The 22,560-nt window shown below is 37.7% G+C and carries 25 protein-coding genes; 17 read left to right on the forward strand and 8 right to left on the reverse strand.

The annotated features are described in order from the left end of the window. Positions 1-113 precede the first annotated feature (113 nt). The 5 genes from BM146_RS11420 (at position 114) to BM146_RS11440 (ending at position 8,835) form a co-directional block, all read left to right on the forward strand. Positions 114-2,351: an MrcB family domain-containing protein gene (locus BM146_RS11420; protein ID WP_083413516.1), complete on the forward strand. Its 2,238-nt coding sequence runs from the start codon at positions 114-116 to the stop codon at positions 2,349-2,351. Beyond that, on the forward strand, positions 2,326-4,836 hold the full coding sequence (locus BM146_RS11425; protein WP_074888861.1) for a restriction endonuclease-like protein: 2,511 nt from the start codon (positions 2,326-2,328) through the stop codon (positions 4,834-4,836). Before BM146_RS11420 ends, BM146_RS11425 begins: the two co-directional genes overlap by 26 nt. Before the next feature lie 16 nt (positions 4,837-4,852). Next, on the forward strand, positions 4,853-5,170 hold the full coding sequence (locus BM146_RS11430; RefSeq protein ID WP_074888864.1) for a nucleoside triphosphate pyrophosphohydrolase: 318 nt from the start codon (positions 4,853-4,855) through the stop codon (positions 5,168-5,170). A gap of 60 nt (positions 5,171-5,230) precedes the next feature. Further along, on the forward strand, positions 5,231-6,979 hold the full coding sequence (locus BM146_RS11435; RefSeq protein WP_074888867.1) for a hypothetical protein: 1,749 nt from the start codon (positions 5,231-5,233) through the stop codon (positions 6,977-6,979). A 293-nt stretch (positions 6,980-7,272) separates the two neighbouring features. Further along, positions 7,273-8,835 (forward strand): hypothetical protein, encoded by a 1,563-nt coding sequence (locus BM146_RS11440; protein ID WP_074888871.1) that lies wholly within the window; start codon positions 7,273-7,275, stop codon positions 8,833-8,835. On the opposite strand, the gene BM146_RS11445 is transcribed toward BM146_RS11440, so the two are convergent. The 8 genes from BM146_RS11445 to hxsD all read right to left on the reverse strand — a co-directional run bounded on the left by BM146_RS11445 (position 8,769) and on the right by hxsD (position 14,620). Further along, positions 8,769-9,341 (reverse strand): cysteine hydrolase family protein, encoded by a 573-nt coding sequence (locus tag BM146_RS11445; protein ID WP_207649919.1) that lies wholly within the window; start codon positions 9,339-9,341, stop codon positions 8,769-8,771. The genes BM146_RS11440 and BM146_RS11445 overlap by 67 nt on opposite strands. Before the next feature lie 98 nt (positions 9,342-9,439). Then, positions 9,440-9,565, reverse strand: a complete 126-nt coding sequence (locus BM146_RS20175) for a hypothetical protein (protein ID WP_278308507.1) — start codon at positions 9,563-9,565, stop codon at positions 9,440-9,442. Positions 9,566-9,868: 303 nt separating this feature from the next. Next, positions 9,869-10,555: a His-Xaa-Ser repeat protein HxsA3 gene (gene hxsA3 / locus BM146_RS11450; RefSeq protein ID WP_074888878.1), complete on the reverse strand. Its 687-nt coding sequence runs from the start codon at positions 10,553-10,555 to the stop codon at positions 9,869-9,871. Next, entirely contained in the window at positions 10,552-11,946 is a 1,395-nt protein-coding gene (gene hxsB, locus BM146_RS11455; protein WP_074888881.1) for a His-Xaa-Ser system radical SAM maturase HxsB, read from the reverse strand. The genes hxsA3 and hxsB overlap by 4 nt, the downstream gene beginning before the upstream one ends. Next, the gene (gene hxsC / locus BM146_RS11460) at positions 11,946-13,043 is read right to left on the reverse strand and encodes a His-Xaa-Ser system radical SAM maturase HxsC (protein WP_242949391.1); all 1,098 of its coding nucleotides are present in this window, start codon (positions 13,041-13,043) and stop codon (positions 11,946-11,948) included. The genes hxsB and hxsC overlap by 1 nt, the downstream gene beginning before the upstream one ends. Before the next feature lie 5 nt (positions 13,044-13,048). Beyond that, positions 13,049-14,080, reverse strand: coding sequence for a prepilin peptidase (locus BM146_RS11465; protein ID WP_074888887.1), 1,032 nt, complete (start codon positions 14,078-14,080; stop codon positions 13,049-13,051). Then, complete coding sequence (locus tag BM146_RS20510; RefSeq protein WP_074888891.1) at positions 14,077-14,280, reverse strand: HxsD-like protein; 204 nt, start codon at positions 14,278-14,280, stop codon at positions 14,077-14,079. Before BM146_RS20510 ends, BM146_RS11465 begins: the two co-directional genes overlap by 4 nt. Further along, a complete protein-coding gene (hxsD, locus tag BM146_RS11475) occupies positions 14,273-14,620 on the reverse strand; it encodes a His-Xaa-Ser system protein HxsD (protein ID WP_074888893.1) in 348 nt (115 codons plus the stop codon). The genes BM146_RS20510 and hxsD overlap by 8 nt, the downstream gene beginning before the upstream one ends. A gap of 237 nt (positions 14,621-14,857) precedes the next feature. Between hxsD and BM146_RS11480 the strand changes: the two genes are divergently transcribed. The 12 genes from BM146_RS11480 (at position 14,858) to BM146_RS11535 (ending at position 22,549) form a co-directional block, all read left to right on the forward strand. After that, positions 14,858-15,337 (forward strand): Lrp/AsnC family transcriptional regulator, encoded by a 480-nt coding sequence (locus BM146_RS11480; RefSeq protein WP_074888896.1) that lies wholly within the window; start codon positions 14,858-14,860, stop codon positions 15,335-15,337. After that, complete coding sequence (locus BM146_RS11485) at positions 15,297-15,674, forward strand: DNA-directed RNA polymerase subunit alpha C-terminal domain-containing protein (RefSeq protein WP_074888899.1); 378 nt, start codon at positions 15,297-15,299, stop codon at positions 15,672-15,674. The genes BM146_RS11480 and BM146_RS11485 overlap by 41 nt, the downstream gene beginning before the upstream one ends. A gap of 202 nt (positions 15,675-15,876) precedes the next feature. Next, the gene (locus BM146_RS19500) at positions 15,877-16,290 is read left to right on the forward strand and encodes a hypothetical protein (protein WP_074888902.1); all 414 of its coding nucleotides are present in this window, start codon (positions 15,877-15,879) and stop codon (positions 16,288-16,290) included. Positions 16,291-16,318: 28 nt separating this feature from the next. Then, positions 16,319-16,603 carry a hypothetical protein gene (locus BM146_RS11495; RefSeq protein ID WP_074888912.1) on the forward strand — a complete coding sequence of 95 codons (285 nt, stop codon included), beginning with the start codon at positions 16,319-16,321 and terminating at the stop codon, positions 16,601-16,603. A gap of 26 nt (positions 16,604-16,629) precedes the next feature. Next, positions 16,630-16,995 carry a hypothetical protein gene (locus BM146_RS11500; protein WP_074888916.1) on the forward strand — a complete coding sequence of 122 codons (366 nt, stop codon included), beginning with the start codon at positions 16,630-16,632 and terminating at the stop codon, positions 16,993-16,995. A 47-nt stretch (positions 16,996-17,042) separates the two neighbouring features. After that, entirely contained in the window at positions 17,043-17,564 is a 522-nt protein-coding gene (locus BM146_RS11505) for a hypothetical protein (RefSeq protein WP_074888918.1), read from the forward strand. Positions 17,565-17,691: 127 nt separating this feature from the next. After that, positions 17,692-18,429: a hypothetical protein gene (locus BM146_RS11510; protein WP_074888921.1), complete on the forward strand. Its 738-nt coding sequence runs from the start codon at positions 17,692-17,694 to the stop codon at positions 18,427-18,429. A 107-nt stretch (positions 18,430-18,536) separates the two neighbouring features. Beyond that, entirely contained in the window at positions 18,537-19,637 is a 1,101-nt protein-coding gene (locus tag BM146_RS11515) for a macro domain-containing protein (RefSeq protein ID WP_074888923.1), read from the forward strand. Positions 19,638-19,790: 153 nt separating this feature from the next. Beyond that, a complete protein-coding gene (locus BM146_RS11520) occupies positions 19,791-20,474 on the forward strand; it encodes a vWA domain-containing protein (RefSeq protein ID WP_074888926.1) in 684 nt (227 codons plus the stop codon). Further along, positions 20,465-21,250 carry an ADP-ribosylglycohydrolase family protein gene (locus tag BM146_RS11525; protein ID WP_074888930.1) on the forward strand — a complete coding sequence of 262 codons (786 nt, stop codon included), beginning with the start codon at positions 20,465-20,467 and terminating at the stop codon, positions 21,248-21,250. Before BM146_RS11520 ends, BM146_RS11525 begins: the two co-directional genes overlap by 10 nt. A gap of 161 nt (positions 21,251-21,411) precedes the next feature. Beyond that, the gene (locus tag BM146_RS11530; RefSeq protein ID WP_074888934.1) at positions 21,412-21,975 is read left to right on the forward strand and encodes a rhomboid family intramembrane serine protease; all 564 of its coding nucleotides are present in this window, start codon (positions 21,412-21,414) and stop codon (positions 21,973-21,975) included. A gap of 106 nt (positions 21,976-22,081) precedes the next feature. Continuing rightward, complete coding sequence (locus tag BM146_RS11535) at positions 22,082-22,549, forward strand: HD domain-containing protein (RefSeq protein WP_074888936.1); 468 nt, start codon at positions 22,082-22,084, stop codon at positions 22,547-22,549. Positions 22,550-22,560 lie beyond the last annotated feature (11 nt).

Raw genomic sequence — 22,560 nt, forward strand, 5'->3', positions numbered from 1 at the left:
AACTGATGTAAGGCGCTAGGAATAATCACGTATAGAGATTGATCGCGTAAATGATGCTCAGAAAAGGCTTCAGGCGTATGCTCAGAAGTTAGCTGAAAAGCAGAGGAAGTAAAATGGATACATATAATTCTTTTAATGCGGATATACTCTCATCTTTCTACAAATACCTCGGCCCTGTTAATAGCCTTGGTGGTTATGAAAGATCTTATAAACTTGTATTCTACAAGTCTTATTTTGAGAGCATAAAAAGAGGAGAAATAACCACAACAGAGCATATTGCAACACTCTTCAGGGAGTATTACATAAATAGAATCCATCAGGGAAAAGTCCCTGATTTAAATGTCAGCAGAGCAGTAGCAAATCCAGAGGAGAGTACTGTAAAGGATGCGCTAGATGTAATCCTAAGAAATCCTTTCAACGTGATTCAAAATAAGGGATTCTTTAAAATTGAGAAGCAAGATGGCCGAGAATGTTTCCAAATGGTTCCGAAATTAGCGGCAACGATTACCGATGCTGAGATAGATAAGATCTTGGACATAGTTGAGCAGAAACTGAAATTGTACTATTCATCAATGGATAACGGAGCTAAAGGAAAATTGAGAGAAGTAATTGATAAGTTTCTAAATGGATATGTGGACGCCAAAAAAGGAGCTTTTACAGGAAGTCCTTTCGGTACATTTGTTAGGTCAGAGATTCCTAATGCCATTTACAATACAGGCCTTGTGGATCCGCAGAATTATCTAATAACCGGCAGCGTTGGTCAAGGCAACTGGGCTACAATTCCATGGATATGTATCTTCGACCGTAGTATCACAACTACGGCAACAAAGGGTGTTTACATCGTATATTTGCTTTCAAAAACTGGTGAATCCCTATACCTAACATTTAATCAGGGCTGTACTGATATCAAGAATGCTCATGGTAAGCAGGGCGCCATCAAGATCATGAGGGAAAGAGCTGCCGAAATTGTAGCAAGGATTGATGGCCGAGGTTTTAACACGGATGAAGATATAGATCTTGGACAAGGACTGACAGATTTAGGTGAAATGTATCAGAAAGGCACTATCTTCTATAAAGAATACAAAAGAGGTGCTGTACCATCTGAAGCAGAACTTCAACAGGATCTATCCAAGATGATGGATATTTACAGAGAATATGCCGGTGTTAAGCCAAAGACAGTAACTGATGTCACAAATGGACCTAAGGGAGAAAAAGATTTGTCTATCAAGAGTGATATAGAACAAATTAAAAAGTACATAGCAGCTAAAGGTTTTAGCTACAACGATGGCCTTATCGAAGACTTCTACTTAAGCTTGAAGTCTAAGCCCTTTGTTATCCTTGCTGGTACCAGCGGAACAGGAAAAACTCGTCTTGTGAAACTTTTTGCTGGTGCTGTTGGAGCTTATGCCAAGGAGTCGGGCGGAAATGGCAGATTTAAGCTTGTTTCAGTTCGCCCTGATTGGTCTGATTCGACAGATCTTTTTGGACATACTGATCTTAACGGCAATTATATCCCTGGAGCTATTATCGATTTTGTAAAGGAAGCCAAAGAGAACAGGGAATATCCATATTTCCTTTGCTTGGATGAAATGAATCTTTCCAGAGTTGAGTATTACCTGAGCGACTTTTTATCACTTATAGAAACAAGGACCAATGTTAACGGCGAGATTAAGACATATAAGCTGACCTTGGATAAAGCTGCAGAAAAGGACTATCCAGATCTTTATATCCCCGAGAACCTGTATGTTATAGGTACTGTAAACATGGATGAGACCACATTCCCGTTCAGTAAGAAGGTACTTGATAGAGCAAATACTATTGAGTTTTCTTATGTAGATCTTTTACCAAGCTTCTCATCTAATGCAGAGGCAGTGGCTCCACTCAACAAAGGAAATGATTTCTTTAAATCGCAGTATCTTGTTCTGGGTACAGATGTGAAGCCGGAGCAGCAGGAACTTGCCAAAAGAGTAAGTGCTGATCTGCAGAATATCAATAAAGTGTTGCAGCAGGCCAATGCTCATGTTGGATATAGAGTAAGAGATGAAATAGTATTCTTTATGCTGAACAATGACACTGCTAAACTCTTGGATTATGACACTGCTTTTGACTATGAAATAATGCAGAAGATTTTGCCAAGGATTCAGGGCAGTAGTGAAGCAATCAAGAATATGATATGTGATTTGTTTAAGATGTTTGCTGGTGATTATTCCGGTTTTAGCCAGAGCTATATCTGGAAGCAGATGGATGATTGTATAAATAATAAGTCATGCAAATATAAAAATTCAGCTCAGAAGCTGTGCTACATGATGAGGAGATTCGAAGAGGATGGCTTTACTTCCTACTGGCTCTGATAAGCTATTAGAGATAAGCACTGAAAAACTTAATGTAGTTATTAAAAGTAGAAGAAACTGGCAGGGAGATACTTCCAACCGGTCTTCTTCGCTTGTGCTTGATGGTAGGAATATTAAAGAAGTTAAGATCGCAGCGACAGAGGAGGATATTGAGTGTGAGAACTTTGATTATGCTCATTATGAATTTGAGATTCCTCCAATTTTCTTCGAACAGACCGATTATGAGATCATCATAAAGAGCAATGATGGAAGTCAGCTCTCTTTCTGGAATGAAAATTCTTCTGTAAAGGATAGAGTAGGATCTGCTTATGATGGCGACTATACTCTGCTATCAGGCGTTCTCAATTTTGAGAATACTTGTGGTTATTCTTACTTTGAAATCTCTGCAGATGGCGTGAGATGTCTTTCTATTCGGATAGAGGTATTCCCCTCTAAAATTACATACAAAGAAGATTATCAAAAGATGATCGATGACATTTCAGAGATGGTTTCTGAAGTGGCCATCGATTTTATGCAAAAGACATATCAGACATTTAAACTTGGCGACAAGCAGAGTACTGTGCTGTCTGTATATTTTCAGATTTTGTCAGTTATCTTTAATGACTATATGAATGCGGTAAACAGGATTATCAGCGTTCCGCACCACAAGCTGATTACAGAGCATGAGGTTGTTCCATATTATAAGGCAAAGAGGACCGACAAGACTTCTATCAACTGGCTAAGAAAGCGACAGGATAGGATGGTTATTTCTGATGGAGTAGTAGCTGCAGAGAGACTTCTTACAGCTAAGAAGCAGCTTACATATGACACTGAAGAGAACCGTTTTGTTAAGTATATACTGAGATCTACGGTAAAAAGGCTTGATGAGTTCATTAAGAGATACACAAGGTATGCCAAGAATGTAGCTGGTGGAGAGCCTGAAGAAAAAGTTATACAGGATGCGCAGCGTATGAAGAGGGATGTGAAGCGAGTTATGCATTCATCATTTCTTCAAGATGTTTCTGAGTATCATGCTGCTAAGAGCATGTCTCTTGTGTTTGGTATGGCTCCAGGTTACAGAGAACTCTATAAGTGTTACCTGATGTTAAGCAGAAGCCTTTCTGTTAACGGAGACATATTTAAGATGTCTGTTAAGGACACAGCTCTTTTGTATGAGTACTGGTGCTTTATAAAGCTGTTCAGCATCCTGAAGAAAGAATACAAGCTGGTATCTCCGGATATAGTTAAGGTTGATAACAACGGAATAACTGTGACGCTGGTAAAAGGCCACAGATCTGAGGCAAGATTTATCAATCCTAATACCGGTGAGCATATAACACTTGTATATAATCCTTCGGAGCAAAAGACACAAACCGTCAATCAGAGACCTGACAATGTACTTGAGCTTGAAAAGAGAGGAACCGACGTAGCCTACAAGTATGTATTTGATGCGAAGTACCGTATAGAGAAGGATCCTTCAAGCCCATTTTATCCTGATGATAAGCCAGGACCAAAGGTTGATGATATCAACACAATGCATAGATACAGGGATTCAATTGTATATGAGAATCGTGAATCCAAGTTTATGTTTGAAAAGACTATGTTTGGTGCGTACATTCTTTTCCCCTATGACGACGAGGAACAGTACAAAAACCACAGATTTTATAAGAGCATAGAAACAGTAAATATTGGCGGACTTCCATTTTTGCCGGGCTCCACCAAGCTTGTGAGAAGTTTACTGGATGACCTTATCAGTGATTCTAAGGAATCCGCATTTGAAAGAACTACTCTACCTGCAGGTATAGAAGAGAAGCTTGCTAAGGTTGACTGGGATAAGAGAGAAGTGCTGATAGGAACATTCAGATCTCCAGAGCAGTTCGAAACCTGCTACCAGAGGCGGTTCTATTACGTGCCCAAGAGTATGGTAAGTGATGACAGACTACCGATTCACTATGTTGCCTTGTATCAGACTAACAATAAGTTTGGAGATAAGGGCGAGATCAGGTACTATGGCGAGGCTATCCGTGTTGCTTTGGTAAAGAGATCATCTATAACAGAGGTGCCAATCAATCCAAGCAGAAACAATGGCGATGAGCCATACTACAGGATTACTGTCCGAGGGTGGAAGGATATTACTGATACTAATGAATCAGGTGAGACCATTAAGCCACTTGAACAGGGCATGGCTATAGGCTTCACAAATATGTTTTTGTTGCAGCATAGCGACGTGGTACCGGAGCTTAATATTAAATCTGAAGAAGAGTATAGATTTTATAGAGAACTCAAGCGTGCCTCGAAGGATGTTGATATTGCAGATGATAAGACTGATATTGGATTCAAGCATGGAGATACTTATTTTGATTTCCATGACGGTGAAATCCTGGTAATTAAAGATAACAAGATTATCCATAAGTGCGCTATAAATGAATTTGCTAAGAGGCCAGGTAGTTCATTTAGGATGATTACTTATGCTATGAAAAGCAAGATGATAACGGATCAACAATAACAACGCAGAGGTGTATATGGCGGTGAAGGTATATAACAAATTGGTGAGGGATAAGATTCCGGAAATAATTGAGCAGGACGGAAAGAAATGCACTATGCGTGTCCTAAATGATGAGGAATATTTAAAAGCGCTGGATGCTAAATTGGACGAAGAACTGGCAGAGTACCATAAAGATCTGAATGTCGAAGAGTTGGCTGATCTGCTGGAAGTGTTGTATGCCGCTGCTGAGGCGAGAGGATTTACAAAGGATGAATTGGAAGCGGTAAGAGAAAGAAAGGCCGAAAAACGAGGCCGGTTCAAGGAAAAACTATTTTTAGAATCTGTTACCGAGTAATGCTGAGAATATGCTATTAGCATATGTTTATAATAACAGATAGTCTTTGAGGAGGAGAAAATGTTATTTAGTGGGGAACGAACTAATAGGGAGTTTTATATGCTTTATGGAGGGCAAATTGCTGGTGGGATTAGAACCCCAAAGAATTTGCCGTTTATTTATTTGATTATATCCAAAGATACTAACGACTATAAAGATGTTGATAGCCTTGATTTTGGTGATAATGGAGAAGCACCAGAGTTTGTAAGGTATGCTTTTGCAAAAGACAATGAAGTAACAGGTTTGAATTTACGAGTTCTTAACCATGATGGAAGAGCGGATAATTCATGTTATAAAAGCTTACTTTTATTTGTAAAAGAAAACGGAAGAATTAGGCAAATTGGCGAGTATAGAAGGATTGATGTTTCCAATGAGTATCGTATAGAACACGGTGAACAAGTTGAGGCGGGTGTAGGTGAAAAAGAGATTGATCCTAGATATGGAGTGAATAATAACGGAAGAAGGTATTTTTTGCTACAAAGGACAATTGATCTAGATGATGTTGAACTTAAGCTTGTGCAATATGATAGCGAATTGGAAAGTTTAGCAACAGAGCAAATACTTAGTAGAAGAGAATATATATACCGTCCCGAACGAGCTGAGAGATTAGAAAACTACGCTGAGTTTTTAGATGAAATAGAAATACATTCAGATGTTGAAAGGGTTCGATTTACACCTACTGAGGGTATATCTGAGAATGATTTTGTAGATGCCAATAATCAAATAGTTGATTTACAATCAGATACAGATGAAGCGAAAAAAGCGCAACAATACTTGATGATGGTGCAGAACATGCATATTAAGTTATCAAGGAATAATGTGATTATTGATGCAGCGGGTAACGAGATACAATATGAACCCAAACTAATGCCTGCAATCAAATTCGATAATGCATTTTTTTATGTTGTAAATGTAGGATGGGGATTATTACAAATATTAGTTTTTTCTGATGATAGGAAGATGGTCCGTGAGGCATGGGTTTTTGATTGTGGTTGTCAAAATAAAACATATGAGAAAAAAATATTGGAATGCTTGGATGATATAAATGAGGATGGGAAATATACAGTCAATATTACTAAATTGTTTGTATCTCACCCTCATGATGATCATTTTACACGTTATGGACTTTTTCCGTGTGATGATAAAACAGAGGTTTGGATAAATCCGAATGTGAAATATTGCAATAAAAAATACTATAAATTCCTTGGCGATATTTATATATCTAAATGTAAAATGGTAGAGCCATGCAACTATTCGACAAGAGGGTCTGGATATATAAAAATATTACATCCAGATGGACAATTGGTTCTGGTCAAAAGAGCGGCTAAGGCTCCTATAACAATTGTAAGATTCAACTATGTGGGCCCAGTAAATGTTTTGTACACGTGCTATGAGAAGGAAGAAAATGAAATATGTCCTATAATACAGATTAATGTTTTTGATAAGAAATTGTACATACCAGGAGATGCAATGGATAGGAGTTGGGAGTATTATTGCGGGTCATATTCAAAAGATAGTGCGGATGTCTATGTGCATGCTCATCATGGTACAACATCAGGATTCACTATCAGTGGAATTGCGGGTGTTGCTGACGAGACGGATATTTTTGATCCAATTAAATATGAATTTGTCTCATTAAAGGATAAGTTTAGAGGTTGGGAAATTGATACCAATCTAGCTTCTCACACCGGATTATTCCGTACTGATGACCCAATTGGGATAAAATATTATAAATATGATTTAAAAAATGATGTGGTAACACGGGCATAATAAAGTTGATTTCAAATATAGTTTTTTTATAAAATTATCGTCATACAGATAAATAATAAATCATCAATGATATAATAGTTGCAGGGGGGGCAGATATGCTCCCTGTTTGTTTTTATAAGTCAAAAAACTTACGATTGGTATTAGTGTGATGAAGCAAAATGAGAAAAAAAGAAAAATCCAGAATTGGCCGTTTACATCAACTAAATATTTCGTTGATAAAATTTCTTTATGCGGTTTGTGGTCAAACTGGCTGTTTAGATTTTTGTTGATGCTGTGTTTTTGAGGATTTGTTTATGAAAAAAGTACAATCATTGGTAATGCTTTTTTTTCTTGCCTTATTATTTATTGGCTGTGGAGAATCAAGGAATTCCACCGAGGATAATAGCCAATATAACAATGACAGTATAGGTATGAAAAATGTAAACATTATTTCTAATAACTATCTTGCAAAATATGACATTGATACAAGTGTGTATTATACATATGGACTAGTTGATTTTCCTATTATTCACATAAAATCAACTTACGATACTAAGGTTGATATATTGTTTAAGTATGCTGAAGATACTGAGGAGGGGAATGTGAATGAATATGGAGTGTCACTTAGTAGTAACCATTACTTGTCAAGAAAAATCAATCCGGCTTTAACGGTGCACGATAATAATGGAAATAGCGTTGATGTACTTAGTAATCAAACAATATACATATCTGTAAGAGATTCTGAAACAAATACAGAGCTTGCTAAAAAAATATTGGTGTTTACGGACGATAAAAGCTTCTCAGAGGAAGACATTGCAGATATATCCTATGATGCTTTTGAGTCAACGGCGCATGCAATTGCATTAAAACCTGAAAATGAAATAGAAAACGAGATTGCTAAAGAAGCAAAATATGAAATAGCTGAAATGACAGAGAAAGACTTAGAAAATGCAATTAAGTATTTTAGGTATAAGCCTTCAATGTCAGCAACGTGTAATGATAGCACAGAATTCTTCGAAAAGAATATAGAAAACTTTAGAAAATTAACTTCCGAAGATATTAAAAATGAAATTCCAGGTAAGTGGTACTATGTATACAGTTGTGAAGGATATGCAGAGGTAACTATTTCAGACACTAAAATTGATGGGATTCCGAGAAAAAATGAAAGCACAAATTGGCATACTGAGAACGATTTGTTTATAGAAGAAGGAAAATATGTAACAATAAAGGATTATATTTATGATATAGGGAACGGATATTATCTTATGTACTCTACTTACGGCTCAGCAAATGTGATTTTAGAGCCTCAAAGCAATCCCTATTATAAGTTATATACATATGAACAGAAGGATAGAAAAAGTGATACATTTGCCAAATATGAAAAACCTAACAATAGTGATTTACCATCAAATACGCAAATATCATCACCCCAAAGTTCTTCAGGGAATAATTGCATTGTTGATGGATGTAATAAAACTAGCACGTATTCGGTTACTGGATTAAATGGATCTTTGGAATATTATTGTGATGAGCACTACAAAGAGATGCAAGACATTCTTAATGGAATGCTAAGTAATAGCAAGTCATCAACAACTTCGGCAACATATTCGGAAAAAGTCACAGACGATGATAGAACTCTTTACTGGACAATCGCTGAAAATGAAGTAAAAAAACATCTAAAAAGTCCAAGGACAGCTAAATTCCCATTTTCATCCATAAGTGAAGGCGTTGATATTACTAAAGCTGGTGATACCGTCACAGTAAAGTCATATGTGGATGCTCAAAACTCAGTTGGTGCAGAAGTTCGAACCTACTTCACAGTGAAAATCAAACTTAATGGTACAAAGTATTCGATAGAATCTTGTATTATCGATTGATAAATGAATATTTCGGGCTGCGAGCGCAGCCCGTTCGCAATTGAGCACCACCTGTTTATGCAATAGCACGACTTGCTTGTGATTATTACACCAGCATTTCTCAATTCTTTAAGTGTCTTTTCAAATATCATTTCATTCCTGGCGGCTGTGCATTGCAGGTTAAGAGTTACTTTGTAGCCTGCATTGGCAGCATCCATGCATGTTTTCTTTATGCAGATGTTGCCATCTACACCTATTATCTCAAGCTCAGTAACGTTCTGAATCTTTAGCTCTTTTACAAAAGAATCATTTGTAAAGGCGCTTGGAAATTTCTTTTCATAGATGTGATCTGAGACTATGAGCAGATCTTTCGCAAGTGCATAGCTATCATTATCTCCATGAATACCTATGTTGCGGACGTAGAAGACTTGGTCTCCAGCTGAATTAGCCACAGCAATCTTAGCGTTGATCCTTGGCAGCAGATCAGCGTCGTAGTAGTTTAGATATTTTTCTTGAACATCGATCACTAGTAGTATTTTCATATGCTAATTATAGCGCTAAGTTATGAAAGAAAAATAAAGCAAATATTTGGGTAATTTCTTATAATAAAATAAAAAAGGATGTTCTAGGTCTTATCCAATAGACGTCTGACCGTATTTCTGGCTATCCCAAGAATATCTGCTGTAGCTCTTTTGGAACCCGTCTGTTTGTACACTTTGTGTACTGCCGCCCAGTCTTCCAAATCTTTCACCTTTTTTCCTCCTTCCATATGTTTTTCATACGGAAAGAATTCTATAAAACCTCAAAGAGGTGGGTCAATTTTAAGTGTAAATCAATAGCACCTTCAATTATCTCATGTTAGAAAAGATAAGAAATGAGAAAGCAGAAAAACGAGGGGGATTTAAGAAAAAGCTATTGGGAAACTGTACTGTAAGTAGGAATTAAAAACTATGACAGAGTGGTAACGTGCGTTCTGTTGTTTAATATGTAGGAAAGCAGAATACTCCATAAAAGCGAAAAAGAGCAGCCAGTATGAGGCTGCTCAAATTTTATATTATTGTATTTTGGTATAACCGATACGACCCTCTGCTTTTCCAGTGTCCTTATAATGAATATAATAACTTTTCAGATCAGTTCCGTAAGCTTGGACTAGGTCTGCATAATTTGCTTTGTAGTAATCAACATTGAACTCTGTACATCCCTGACGTCCTTCTGCCATTCCAAAATCCTGGAAATGTTTAAGAAGAGCATCTGCGCTATTTCCGACAGCCTTGACAACATCAGCATTGTGCTCAGCATAGTATGTCGCATTAAAGATACAATCCCATCCAGATGTTAACGGATAAGCTTCCAAAGCTGATACAACAGCTGCTTTAACGGTTTCAGCAGCACTAGCAGATTTTGTTGCAACCCCAGTTCCTGATGAAGGAGTAGATGCATAGGCTGAATTGCTGTGCGCTGAACTATGGCTTGAACCTGAAACATGTGACTGGTGAGATTGATGTGAAACATGTGATGAGTGATCATAATAATAGCGGCTTGAGGAATGTGAACTATGCGATCTATGAGATGAATGTGATCGATGTCCTGCGAATACATCCATCGTATAGAGCATGCTCATTAGAATTACCAAAGAACCGACAGCTAAAACTTTGTTTCGAGAAATATTTCCTTCTTCATCAAAAAGATAGTTTTCTACGCTTTTTCCAATCTTAGGAAAATTAAAGTCATTGTTATTCATTGTACCCACCTTCTCATAACAGAAATATTATTATCATTTTTGTGTATTATGCCAAATAAATAATCTAGCATACCAGAATATATTTTACAACGATTATTTCTTGGTGCTTTAGAAAAAAGATCATTCTCTGTTGCGTAATTGATTACAGGGCAAACGCCGCAATATGGCTGATATACACAGTCACAACAACCAGGTATGCATTCAAGGCAACTGGCAGTACATACAGTTTTGCAGACACCTGAATCGATAAGATCATCATAACTTGAAGAAAATACATCCCCCATTTTGAAAGCAGGGTCGCCCATTTCAGCAACCATTCTTCCTTCGTCACAAGTATAGATATTTCCATCATAGTAAATTGCAATTTGGCCTATAGCTGCGCCACATGGGGAACGTAATTCCATATAGTTATTTGAGTACCCATGAATAATCTTTGTCAGAAAGATGTTTGCATGGCCTTCACTGAAAACATGGCCGTTTTTGTTGATTTCTAAGATATGATTCATAGCTCTATTATAGAAGTTTAAAAACTCTTCAGGACTGTAGCCTATTTTTTTCCAATGTTCATTAGCGTAACCTAACTTTGTGAGCGGTCTAATAAAAATGTTGTTGAAGCCAAGTTTCACATATGTGTCGACTATTTCTTCAGGGTGATCTAGGCTATATCGTGTAGTTGTCTGTATTGCACCAAGGGATAAACCTTTGGCACTGAGCATTTTAATACCTCTGATTGCAGCTGCATATGTACCACTACCATCTGCGCGAAACGGGCGGTTGTGGTTATGGACATCTTCATTTCCGTCCAAAGATACTGAGACTTGTATATTATGTGAAACAAGATAATCAGCGATTTCATCAGTAAGTAGAGAAAGGTTTGATACTAAATTATAGCTAACTATCTTTGTTCCTCTATGAATCTCAGTATATTCTACAATATGTTTGATTGTATCGAAGTTTAGAAGAGGTTCACCACCTTGGAATTCAATTGATATAGATTCAAGCGGAGACTGCAGTGCAATATCAACGCCGTGCTCTGCAATTTCTTTACTCATAAGTCCTTTACAGGAACTGTTTTCCGATTGAGCTTGGCAGTAAACGCAGTTCAGATTGCAGCTATTGGTCATAACAAAGATAAACAGTCCAGTTGCTTGGAATAAATGACTTTTTATATCACGCATATAGGGAACACTTTTATCGAGGTAAGCTTGTCTGGACTCGCCAGTAATAAAGAATTTATCAATTAGTTCATCTCGTATAGAAGAATCTAATGCTTCTTCGGTTCCTTTAACAAGAGCTTTTAAAGAGTTTCTATCAATGAATTGATATCGACCAAAGTCATTTGTAATAAGGTATTCACCTTCGAATTCTCTAAAATTAAAATAATTTACCATTACAAAATAGGTTTTACAGAATTGGCCAGGAAGCGGTCAGTTCCAGTAAACATTCCTCCACATGCATTTTTTTCCTTGCAGTTAGCACAAGCTTCTGCATATTTGATTTTGTGAGCCGTTATGCTGTTAGCACAGAGGTTCCAATAAGGGCGCTCAACAAAACAAAGAGGGAAATTGTAAATAGCTACGTCTATAGCGTTATTAACCAGGATATCAATAGCTGGGCTAATATATTTAAATGCTTCCTCGTAAGGAATCCATACTTTATCGCTATTTACGTTTGCATTTCCAAGCATCTCCATTCCCATAAATTTTACACTGTCTACATTAGGATAGTTTTGGACAATGTATTCTGCTAATTGAACTAGATATTTGGAATTTAATTTGCTTACTACGATTCTAATTTCTATAGATACCATCTTGGTTGCTAAAAGGTTCTTAATACCAGCAGTTGTTTGGATAAAACTTCCTGGAGCTTGTGATATGGCATCATGGATATCGGGTATAGGTCCATGCAATGGTATCCCTACTAAAAAGTCCTCAGGGACAACTTCTGCAAATTTATGACAGTATTCATGACTTGCGAAAACACGTCCATTAGATAGTAGCAAATATGAGTGGGCTTTATTTCCAGTTTTTAATTGTTGCAGAATATCGAATAGCTTTTCTTTGATAATAAAAGGTTCACCGCCTGTGATAGTTATATGTTCCATTCCACAAGGCATATATCTGATAAGTTCATCCTGAATTTCAAAGGGGACAGTATGACCATCTCTTCTGGCAGGTTCTGCCATGGGGCACATAATACAATTCGAATTGCATTTGTCGGTGATGTATAGGGTGTTATCATTAAGTATTCCAAATGCACTTGCAATCTTTTTGTTTGAATTTATTTCTAAACAAGCACCTTCGCCTAAGCTCGTTAAATATTTTAATTCTTCTTTTGAGACATTGAATGATTTATTCTCTGGTAGGAGAGTTGCGGTCATATCAGATATAAATAGAGTATTGAAATCTGCAGAAACATAACCCTCAGCCATAGGTCTATCAAATGACAGCTTATATATGTAATTTGCTCCATTAAATTCTTGTAACATGTTATTCAAATGCTTAGCCCCCATAATACAGAATAGATAAGTAGTCCGGAAAAAATGAATATTGCGTATGGGACTTTCCTTACTATTTGAACTTCTTTGAGTCCGTTTTTAGTTTTGCTCCAACGGACAACTGCTTCGGCTTCTTCCGCAGAAAGTCTACTACGCATGTCTTCGCGAGATATTCCAGGTAGCCCCTTTACTCTTGATTTAGACATAAAGACGGTTGTTACGCTGGATAAGATCATACCTTTCTTGACTTCGGATGTTGGAATGGTGGCATAGTTATATTCGCTTATCATGATTCTGAGAAGCATAATAATGACTACAAGTAAGTAGTATATAAGCCTGCTTACACTTAAAAACCATTCTCCTGTATAAACTGATAAGGCTATAGAAAGTACAAATATGAATGCTACAACAGGAAATTTCTTTAAAAATTCAAATGAAGATATCAGTAGAATCAGGCTTATATTAATCCCCAAAATCGCCAAGCTATGTTCATTGAACCAGTCTTTGGCAAAGAAATTCTCAAGTTTTAAAGCAAATGAAATATAAATGATGTTTCTTACATACGCGGTAAAGAATTGTTTGGAACTCTTGGTTACGTTTTTTAAGGAAAAAGTTCCCCTGTGAGTAATAAAAAGCCAAACAGATTCAGCAAGTAAGTAGATGAAACTGACAATAAAACTAAGCGCTACGACCAATACACTCCATGGAACAATTTTTCCAGCAAGCATACAGTAGTTTGCTGGCAATAGAATGCCTAAAACAATAAGTAATTTACTATCTCCAGCGGCCCATATATGCAAAATATATAGAACCATGGAGAAAACTACTACTAGAGTGAGATTAAGGAAATAGGCACCCCATAAAATATTAGTTTTTAAGATATATTGTGCAATTGTTAAGATAATGCCTGTGATTCCAAATAGTAGTAATAGCCTATTGCTTATTTTGTTTTCTTTTATATCTGTTACAGATGTTATGATGCCTAGAATGTGAGCTAGTATAACAGCGGTAAATGGTAATATGATCATAAATTCATTAGTCCTAAAACATAATTCGAAAATTCATTTAATACAAGTTGTGGTGAATGGTTGCTAGATTCCACAGTGCAGATGTAGTAATCTTGACTTTCGCTCATTTTAATGGATGCTATGTCTTTGTAAGCAGCTATAGATTGGATAATAGCACGTTTATCATAGAATTTTTTGGTAAGTTCAATCGAGTTATTCATTTTCAAACCAATCCTTCAAAATGTTGTCTATATCCTGGATATCATCACCCTCGTCAAAGCATGCTTCTTCTTCGATAATAGTTGAAGCCATAGCGCGTCCTAGTGTGATTTCTCTAATGTTTTTTGTTCGTGAAGAAATAACGAAACGAGCTGCCTGAGCAAGCATTTCGTTATCAAAGTCACCTTCAGATATAGGAGGGACACCATCTTTGGGAGATATTTTTACTATATACTCATCATTTTTCTTATCAATATGGATATATGCCTGGTCTAAGAACTGATAAGAAGCCTTTATAAGTACTTCTTTTGGATATAATTCAACAGGATAATTTATTGTCATAGTGAAAGCCGCCCTTTTTAAATAATCACTTTATTCTACTATAAACATAACAAAAAAGATCAAGAAATATTTTTTAATAAATCTTTTTGCACTTCACACTACGACATTGCGATATAATAAGGTTACGAAAAGAAACCACTTGGTTACTTTCCGTAACCTTTACTATTGCGTTAATTTTTTTATGTGAATATAATCACGTCATCAGAGTCGACACTGATTTTTTAAGGAGCTAATCACATGGATGAAAAAGATAAGAAAATTTTGAAAATGATCAGAGGCAATGCTCGTATGAGCTATCAGGAAATTGGAGATAAGCTTGGAATATCAAGAGTGGCGGCAAAAAAGAGGGTTACTAAGCTTGAGGATGAGGGAATCATCCGACAGTACAATACCTACATCAAGCGTGATGATGAGATTACAATGCTGATTGATATTATCACTACTCCTGATGGCTTTGACAGAGTATTAGAGTATGTGGCTACCAGAACGGAGAACGTCAGGCAGATCTTCACTACTCTGAAAGAGTATCATATTCATATTGTGGCTGTATCTGATTCATCCCAGCAAATAAACTACATGGCTAAGATAATCAAAAAGGCATGCAAGGATGATATCGAGGAATATCATGCGCGCATAGTCCGAGAGGTTATCAAGGATGTGTACGGAGGAATCGAATATGAACAAGGATCAGAGTCGAACACTAACACAGATAGTTGAGGCACTTGCAGGAACAAGGCTTCATGAGAGAAAAGGCGGTAAGTTTTATTTCAATTTTTATCTGAATAATAAGGCTGGTGATACACCTATAGAGGCACTGGATCTAGGAGTCAGGGCTTATAACTCACTAAAAAGGGCTGGATATTCCACTATTGGAGAACTGGCTGAGGCAATAGCAGAAGGTACAGAGATTGCCAAAATCAGAAACTGTGGTGCCAAGAGCTGCAGGGAGATAATGGAGAAGCTCTTTTTATACCAGTACAATACACTTCCACAGGAGAAAAGAGAGGGATACGTAAAAGAGGTAATTCTATTGAATGCCAGCAAGAACACCTGAAAACATGTGGGGTTAATCGGGGAGGATTATTGGACTCGAAATTTGGCAAAATAGGATTACCAGAAAGAGCAAAATCGTTTATTACTGTTTTGACAAAATACCAATAGCTTTTTTACCAAAGCGAATATGTATTACAAAATGACTTGGCGGTAAGCTTATAACAGGATAAAACTCTTTTCATACGAAATGGAGGTTGTGAATTATGAAGAGAACATTATTAAGCATTTTAGTAGCGGTAATGATGATGATAACAGCTGTAGGAATGACATCGGTATCTGTAGAGGCAGCTGGTAAGAATAAAACAACTAGCAGTTATTCATCAAGTAAGAGCAAGAGCAACTCAAAGAAGAAAACTACAAGCTCAAAGTCAAAGAGCAAGAGTTCAAGCAGTAAGAGCTCTTCAAAATCAAAATCATCAAGCAGCAAGAGCTCATCCAAGAAGAGCAGTTCTAAGTCATCAAAGAAATCCTATGATTCCTACGATGTACATAATTACAAGTCAGCACAGGACTTCGCAGATGATAAGTACGAAGAGTTCTATGATTACGAAGATGACTACGATGATGAAGACGAAGCTTATGATGCAGCTGAAGATTACTGGAATAATAACTATTGATGTTTTTCATGAAAGGAGGATCTGAACTATGGAAGGACCTATGGATAGATTATTTGGGCATTCAGCATTTGACCTTAACAGAGATGGTAAGATTAGTGGGGCTGAAAGGGCATTCATAAACGATACATTTTTTGAAGATAACAATGGAATATCTTCTCAGGGTAGGAGCTTTGCAGATGAAGAAGACGAGCTAGATGAGATTGAATTGGCTGGCCTTGATCGTGACGAACTGGAATTTATGGATGAGGACGAGCGCAGATCTGCCCTTGAGGACGCAGGCTTGGATCCTGATGATTTTGATGATGAGTTTTAAGGCTCATTGGAAAGTGGAGGCATGTTATGGCATATGATAATTTTGAAAACACACCATTTGATCTGAACCACGATGGACACATTGATTCAAACGAGGCTGCATACATTTATGATACTTTTTACAATGAGGATAATAATGTTGTAGATGCTGGCCTTGAAGATGATATTTCCTTTGGTGGAGGCGGATATTATCCAACTGCAGAGCAGCGCAAGAAACAGAAAGAAGATATGGATCAGCTTCGTAGGAAGGTGCAAGAAAGCGATAGGAACAATAAGCTGATAGCATTTGGTATTATGATTGCTATAAGAATTATTCTTCCAAACAAGCTGGCTGCTTGTCTGCTAATATTTATTGTTTATGTGATTGCATCGATGTTTGATGTTTTTGGGTGATTTCAGATTGCTTCTTGAAGGAAGATAAGAATATGGAGGGGTGTGAAATGAGTGAAGTGGATTTTTCAAAAATGAGTTTTAATCCATTAGGAAATATAAAACCACAATTGTCAGCTGATTTTTCAGCTATTATTCGTAACAGTACTCGACAAAATATGGAAGTGTTTTCTGCAGTGGAGGAAGCTCGAGAAGAAAGGCTTGCACAGGAAAAAGAGAAAAGGGAGGCGTTAATAAGAATAGCTGAAAATTCCGAAAATACAGTAAGCTCATTGAAAGAAACAAACGATCTCTTACGTGAAAACAATGATTTACTTAGAAAGGAAAACTCCTATTTATCCAGTACACTTGACGAAATGAACAATGTATTGAAAAGCTTATTTGAATTTGAAAAAGAAATAGGAAATGATAATAATGATCTTATGAGGCAAGCAACAGCTCTGGCAGTGCAGATAGATATGTCTATAAATGAGAATGGAAAACTAAATTGGAAAGAGATACTTGCGAATAATACTTCAAGTGCCATTTTTATGGGAATTCAAGTCTTCTTACACAATAAAGGCCTCTTGTAATTTATATATAAATAAATTGAGATTAATGAAAGCTGTTAATCTACGAAAATAGTGTAAGTAAGGACTAAAAGCTAAGTGATATAAATTGTTCGATATAGGAAAAATTATTGTTGGATGGTAAAAGACCATGGATATTAAAAGAGATGCAAATGGATTTTTTTCTTTTGAAAAAAACTATTGGAAGTATTATCGGGAATTGGAGAAAGAATTCTTGCATACGCAGAAGTATGTGGAATTTAATGCGGATAACTGGTCAACGTATTCAATTGAATACTTGAAACTATATCAGGCAATTTGTAGCGAGATAGATGTTATTGGTAAGACAATGGCGAAGGTTGCAAATCAGTCATTTAAGCCGGAAGATAAACAAAATAATATATATAAATGGTGGTATGAAATTCAAGACGTGTTCTTATTGACGGAAGGACCTTTTACTTACATGAATTCTTCTGAGGTTCCGAACCGATTTAGTCTTAATGAATATAGAGCCCTTCTTATGAATGAAATTGAAGTACATCCATGGAATAATTTTCGCATAGAGAAATTCATTAATCGGGCGGGTAAAACTGGTTATAGAATGGTAAAAGGATGTAAAATGCCTTCGTGGTGGTCAGACTATAACAGAGTTAAGCATAGCAGAATTATCCCTATCGGAAATGGTACTAGCTCTAACTATAACAAAGCAAATTTAGGAAATGTAAGTATGTCGTTAGCCGCGTTGTATATTCTTGAAAAAGCGTATATGGATGCAATTGGAACAGAAGAGAATTTATCTTGTTTTATGGACTTCAGTGAAATATTTGTTTGTCGACGGCGATATAGTTATAAAGAAATGGATGCAATATTTGAAAGTATAAATAATTAAATGCTTTATTTTTGAGATAATACAGCATAATTAAAGTTGAACGGTGAGGGTGTTACTGACCAATCGGATCTTTTTGTGAGAGTCGAAAAAAGATGGAGTAAGTGGTTATGCCATTTCAAATTATCAGAAATGATATTACAAAAGTAAAAGCAGACGTCATAGTAAACACTGCTAATCCAGAAGTAGCTATTGGTGGCGGTGTTGATTCTGCCATATATAAAGCTGCGGGGGAAGAGAAGCTTCTTGCTGCCAGGTGCAAGATTGGACGACTTGATCCTGGAGAAGTGGGAATCACTCCTGCCTTTAATCTTGGTGTTAAATACATCATACATGCCAGCGGTCCCTGGTGGGATGGAGGAGATCATGGAGAAGCAGAGCTTTTGAAGGCTTGCTATGACAAATCTCTGGAGCTGGCATATAAGCATAAGTGTAAGTCCATTGCTTTCCCACTACTTGCTACGGGAACCTATGGATTTCCGCAGAAATTGGGAATAGAGATTGCTGTAGATTCTTTTACCAGGTTTTTAACCGAGCATGAGATGGAAATCTTCCTGGTGGTGTTCGGACAGAAGTCTGTAAGGATTTCCGGTGAGTTGGGTGAAGAAGTACGCTGCTACATAGATGATGACTATGTCACGGAGACTCTTGATAAAGAGTACGGATTGGAGCGTCCTCGAGATAGAAGGCGAGAAGAAGCTTCTTTCCATGCTGCAGATTATATAGTTAGTAGCGGCTTTGAGGATATCTCTGATGAGATGGAGGTTGAAGCTGAAGAAGTTCTTGAGGAATATGAGGAACTCGGACCAGAGGATGATATTGAAAGTGCACCCGAGAAGGCAGAGTCTCTTGATGATGCTTTAAAGAGCATGTACACGGATTCTTTTGAAAAGCATCTTCAGCAGCTGATCAACAAGAAAGGGCTAAAGAATTCCGAGGTTTATGCTACAGCGAATATTTCCAAGCAGTATTTTTCCAAGCTGATAAAGGGCCAGGTTAAGCCTTCAAAAGAAAAGGTCCTTGCCTTGGCAGTGGGACTTCGGCTCAACATGGATGAAGCTGTTGATTTCCTGCGTCTCGCTGGATATGCTTTTTCTCCGGTATCCCAGACTGATGTAATCGTAGAGTATTTCATAAGACACCAGGATTACAACGTAATGAAGATTGATATTGTACTCTTTGATTATGGCCTGGATTCGCTTTCAAACTGATAAAAAAGTGCAAGCTGACTTGCACAATTTGTGTTTTTACAAAGGTCTCCTCCGGGTTGACCTTTTTCTTTTGCCAAAAAGGTATTATTACATCAGAACAAAGGAAACAGTCCACTGCAGGGGACTACAGATGTACTGATGGAGGCAAAAGAGATGAGTAAAGGATATACAGAGATTGTTTATATTTTAGATAGATCAGGTTCAATGGGCGGACTTGAGGCAGATACTATTGGAGGTTTCAACGCCATGATGGAGAAGCAGAAAAAGACAGGCGAGAAGGCAGTGGTTTCTACAGTTCTTTTCGATGATGAGTGCGAAGTTATCCATGACAGAGTTCCCATTGAAAAGATTGAGAAGATGACTGACAAGCAGTATTACGTCAGAGGCTGCACAGCTCTTCTGGATGCGGTTGGAGGAGCGATTCACCATATTGGCAACGTTCACAAATATGCAAGGGAAGAGGACAGGCCTGAGAAGACAATTTTTGTAATCACTACAGACGGGATGGAGAATGCCAGCAGCAGATATTCTCGCGAGAAGATTGAGAAGATGGTTAAGAAGCAGCAAAAGAAATATGGCTGGGAGTTCATCTTCATCGGAGCTAATATCGATGCTTATGCAGAGGCTCAGAAGTACGGAATCCGCAAGGACAGGGCTGTTAACTATGTGAGTGATACAATTGGTACGGCTAACGTATACGCAGGAGTTAGCAAGGCAGTATGTTCAGTAATGATGGCAGGTAGTGCTATGGAAGCCGATGAGTGCCTGAGCGAAAGCGGATGGGACGATGAGATCAACAGAGATTATCAGAAGAGAGGCAAGAGTAGATGGCAGTAAAAGGAGCAGTTTTAGGAGACATACTTGGAGCACAGTTTGAGTTTGACAGACCAAAGAATCTTGATTGGAAGAATGTACCTCTGGCTGAGGGTGATGCAATTGGTTTTACAGATGATACAGTCATGACTTTGGCAATTAAGAAGGCACTAAAGATCGGAGCGAATCTTGTTGAGACCATGGTTGAAGTTGGTCGTGAGTACCCATTTGCCGGATATGGAGGGAGGTTCTTTAACTGGATCAATGGAAATAACCATGAGCCTTATAACAGCTGGGGCAATGGCAGCGCTATGAGAACTTCCTTCGTGGGCGAGTTCTATGAAGACTACGACGAGATGCAGAAGATGGCGGAAGCAACAGCTGTGGTGTCGCACAACCATCCTGAAGGAATCAAGGGAGCAGTTGTGACAGCAACCTGCATCTGGATGGCAAGACACGGCAAGAACAAGCAGGAAATCTACGATTACGTTCTTGAGCAGTATCCAAAAGAGAATTATGAGTATAGCATTGCTTACAGTCTTGATGAGATCAGACCGCGTTATAAATGGAATGAGAGCTGCCAGGGCTCTGTACCTGCAGCTATGAGATGTTTCTACGAAAGCACTGATTACGAGAGCTTCATACGAAATGTCTTTTCCCTGGAATGCGACTCTGATACTTTCGGAGCTATTGCAGGAGGTGTGGCAGAAGAATTCTATGGTGGATTCGGTGATGTGGATGCAGATGGACTTCTTAAGAAGTACCTGACTCCGGATTTATGGGAAATCCTGAACATGTGAAGTTTCTTGGATAATGGAATTTAAATTTTTGATATGGTTATAGCGAAGGGCTATCGGTTGCGATGGCTCTTTTTATATACCTCCGAGCAGGCAAATTAATGTTATCATCAAATTGTAGTACATCATCAAGCATACAGAGATGATGGATTGAGGGATAGAGCATGAAAAAACTAAAGATTACATTCAATTCCCCGGTTGTACTGGGATTTATATTCATAAGTTTTGCGGTGTTGGTGCTTGGCTATCTGACAGGAGGTATGAGCAATCAGCTTCTGTTTGTGACGTATCATTCATCATTGGTGGATCCGCTTACTTATGTGAGATTCTTTACACACGTATTAGGACACAGCGGCTGGGAACATTACATTGGAAACGCAGCGTATATACTGCTCTTAGGACCTATGCTTGAGGAAAAGTACGGCTCCAAGAAAATATTGCAGATAATATTGATCACAGCTGTAGTTACAGGAGTAGTGAACTACGTATTATTCTGGAACGTGGCTTTGTGCGGAGCTAGTGGTGTGGTGTTTGCGTTTATTCTTTTAACATCATTCACAAGTTTCAGGAATGGAGAGATTCCGCTGACTTTTATACTGGTGACAATAATTTTCATTGGGCAGCAGGTTTATGATGGACTTTTTCTTCATGATAATATCTCTAATCTGTCACATATTTTAGGAGGCGTTATTGGAGCTGTTGTAGGATATAAACTTAACAAAAAGTAGTGAGTGGTAACTAGCACTAAGAGTGAGATTGAATACGCGATAGCACATGGTAAAGAGGTCAGATACCTGGAAGAACCATAACTCATATACAGGATAAGGGGGCTTTATGAGTAGATTAAAAGACTTAAGACAGTATGTTGATAAGAAGCTTAACAAGATGGAAGACGAGGATAAAAGGACAAGTGCAATAGCGCATCTTTATGGTGTATCTCTTGCTGCGCAGATGATTGCCAAGAAAAGAGGCCTGGATCCGGAGCTTGCGGCTATGGCTGCCATGCTTCATGACATGCATGCTTATAAGACCGGCTCTTATGACGACCATGCTCATCTTGGTGCCGATTATGCCAGAAAAATCCTTACAAAGCTTGAACTGACAACACCTGAGGAGACAGACATTATCTGCTCAGCAATATATCACCATGATGACAAGCTGACTGTAGACAGTCCTATGGATGAAGTACTCAAGGATGCGGATGTAATCCATCATTGTGTGAACGACCTTTCCAAGCCAATCAAGGAAAAGGAGCAGGCAAGGTTTGACAGTTTAATGAAGGAATTTGGAATGACTAAGTAAGATGGACGAAA

It is taken from the genome of Butyrivibrio proteoclasticus, from assembly GCF_900115735.1.
GTDB classification, from domain to species: domain Bacteria; phylum Bacillota; class Clostridia; order Lachnospirales; family Lachnospiraceae; genus Butyrivibrio; species Butyrivibrio proteoclasticus_B.

Excerpts from the sequence above, each read along its gene's own strand:
- BM146_RS11505 (WP_074888918.1), top strand. The coding sequence starts at position 17,043 with ATGAGTGAAGTGGATTTTTCAAAAATGAGTTTTAATCCATTAGGAAAT.
- BM146_RS20510 (WP_074888891.1), bottom strand. The coding sequence starts at position 14,280 with ATGAATAACTCGATTGAACTTACCAAAAAATTCTATGATAAACGTGCT.
- BM146_RS11425 (WP_074888861.1), top strand. The coding sequence starts at position 2,326 with ATGGCTTTACTTCCTACTGGCTCTGATAAGCTATTAGAGATAAGCACT.
- hxsA3 (WP_074888878.1), bottom strand. The coding sequence starts at position 10,555 with ATGAATAACAATGACTTTAATTTTCCTAAGATTGGAAAAAGCGTAGAA.
- BM146_RS11485 (WP_074888899.1), top strand. The coding sequence starts at position 15,297 with ATGAACAAGGATCAGAGTCGAACACTAACACAGATAGTTGAGGCACTT.
- BM146_RS11520 (WP_074888926.1), top strand. The coding sequence starts at position 19,791 with ATGAGTAAAGGATATACAGAGATTGTTTATATTTTAGATAGATCAGGT.
- BM146_RS11430 (WP_074888864.1), top strand. The coding sequence starts at position 4,853 with ATGGCGGTGAAGGTATATAACAAATTGGTGAGGGATAAGATTCCGGAA.
- BM146_RS11515 (WP_074888923.1), top strand. The coding sequence starts at position 18,537 with ATGCCATTTCAAATTATCAGAAATGATATTACAAAAGTAAAAGCAGAC.
- BM146_RS11440 (WP_074888871.1), top strand. The coding sequence starts at position 7,273 with ATGAAAAAAGTACAATCATTGGTAATGCTTTTTTTTCTTGCCTTATTA.
- BM146_RS11465 (WP_074888887.1), bottom strand. The coding sequence starts at position 14,080 with ATGATCATATTACCATTTACCGCTGTTATACTAGCTCACATTCTAGGC.
- hxsC (WP_242949391.1), bottom strand. The coding sequence starts at position 13,043 with ATGTTACAAGAATTTAATGGAGCAAATTACATATATAAGCTGTCATTT.
- BM146_RS11525 (WP_074888930.1), top strand. The coding sequence starts at position 20,465 with ATGGCAGTAAAAGGAGCAGTTTTAGGAGACATACTTGGAGCACAGTTT.
- hxsD (WP_074888893.1), bottom strand. The coding sequence starts at position 14,620 with ATGACAATAAATTATCCTGTTGAATTATATCCAAAAGAAGTACTTATA.
- BM146_RS19500 (WP_074888902.1), top strand. The coding sequence starts at position 15,877 with ATGAAGAGAACATTATTAAGCATTTTAGTAGCGGTAATGATGATGATA.
- BM146_RS11480 (WP_074888896.1), top strand. The coding sequence starts at position 14,858 with ATGGATGAAAAAGATAAGAAAATTTTGAAAATGATCAGAGGCAATGCT.
- BM146_RS11420 (WP_083413516.1), top strand. The coding sequence starts at position 114 with ATGGATACATATAATTCTTTTAATGCGGATATACTCTCATCTTTCTAC.
- BM146_RS11435 (WP_074888867.1), top strand. The coding sequence starts at position 5,231 with ATGTTATTTAGTGGGGAACGAACTAATAGGGAGTTTTATATGCTTTAT.
- BM146_RS11530 (WP_074888934.1), top strand. The coding sequence starts at position 21,412 with ATGAAAAAACTAAAGATTACATTCAATTCCCCGGTTGTACTGGGATTT.
- BM146_RS11535 (WP_074888936.1), top strand. The coding sequence starts at position 22,082 with ATGAGTAGATTAAAAGACTTAAGACAGTATGTTGATAAGAAGCTTAAC.
- BM146_RS11495 (WP_074888912.1), top strand. The coding sequence starts at position 16,319 with ATGGAAGGACCTATGGATAGATTATTTGGGCATTCAGCATTTGACCTT.
- BM146_RS11510 (WP_074888921.1), top strand. The coding sequence starts at position 17,692 with ATGGATATTAAAAGAGATGCAAATGGATTTTTTTCTTTTGAAAAAAAC.
- hxsB (WP_074888881.1), bottom strand. The coding sequence starts at position 11,946 with ATGGTAAATTATTTTAATTTTAGAGAATTCGAAGGTGAATACCTTATT.
- BM146_RS11500 (WP_074888916.1), top strand. The coding sequence starts at position 16,630 with ATGGCATATGATAATTTTGAAAACACACCATTTGATCTGAACCACGAT.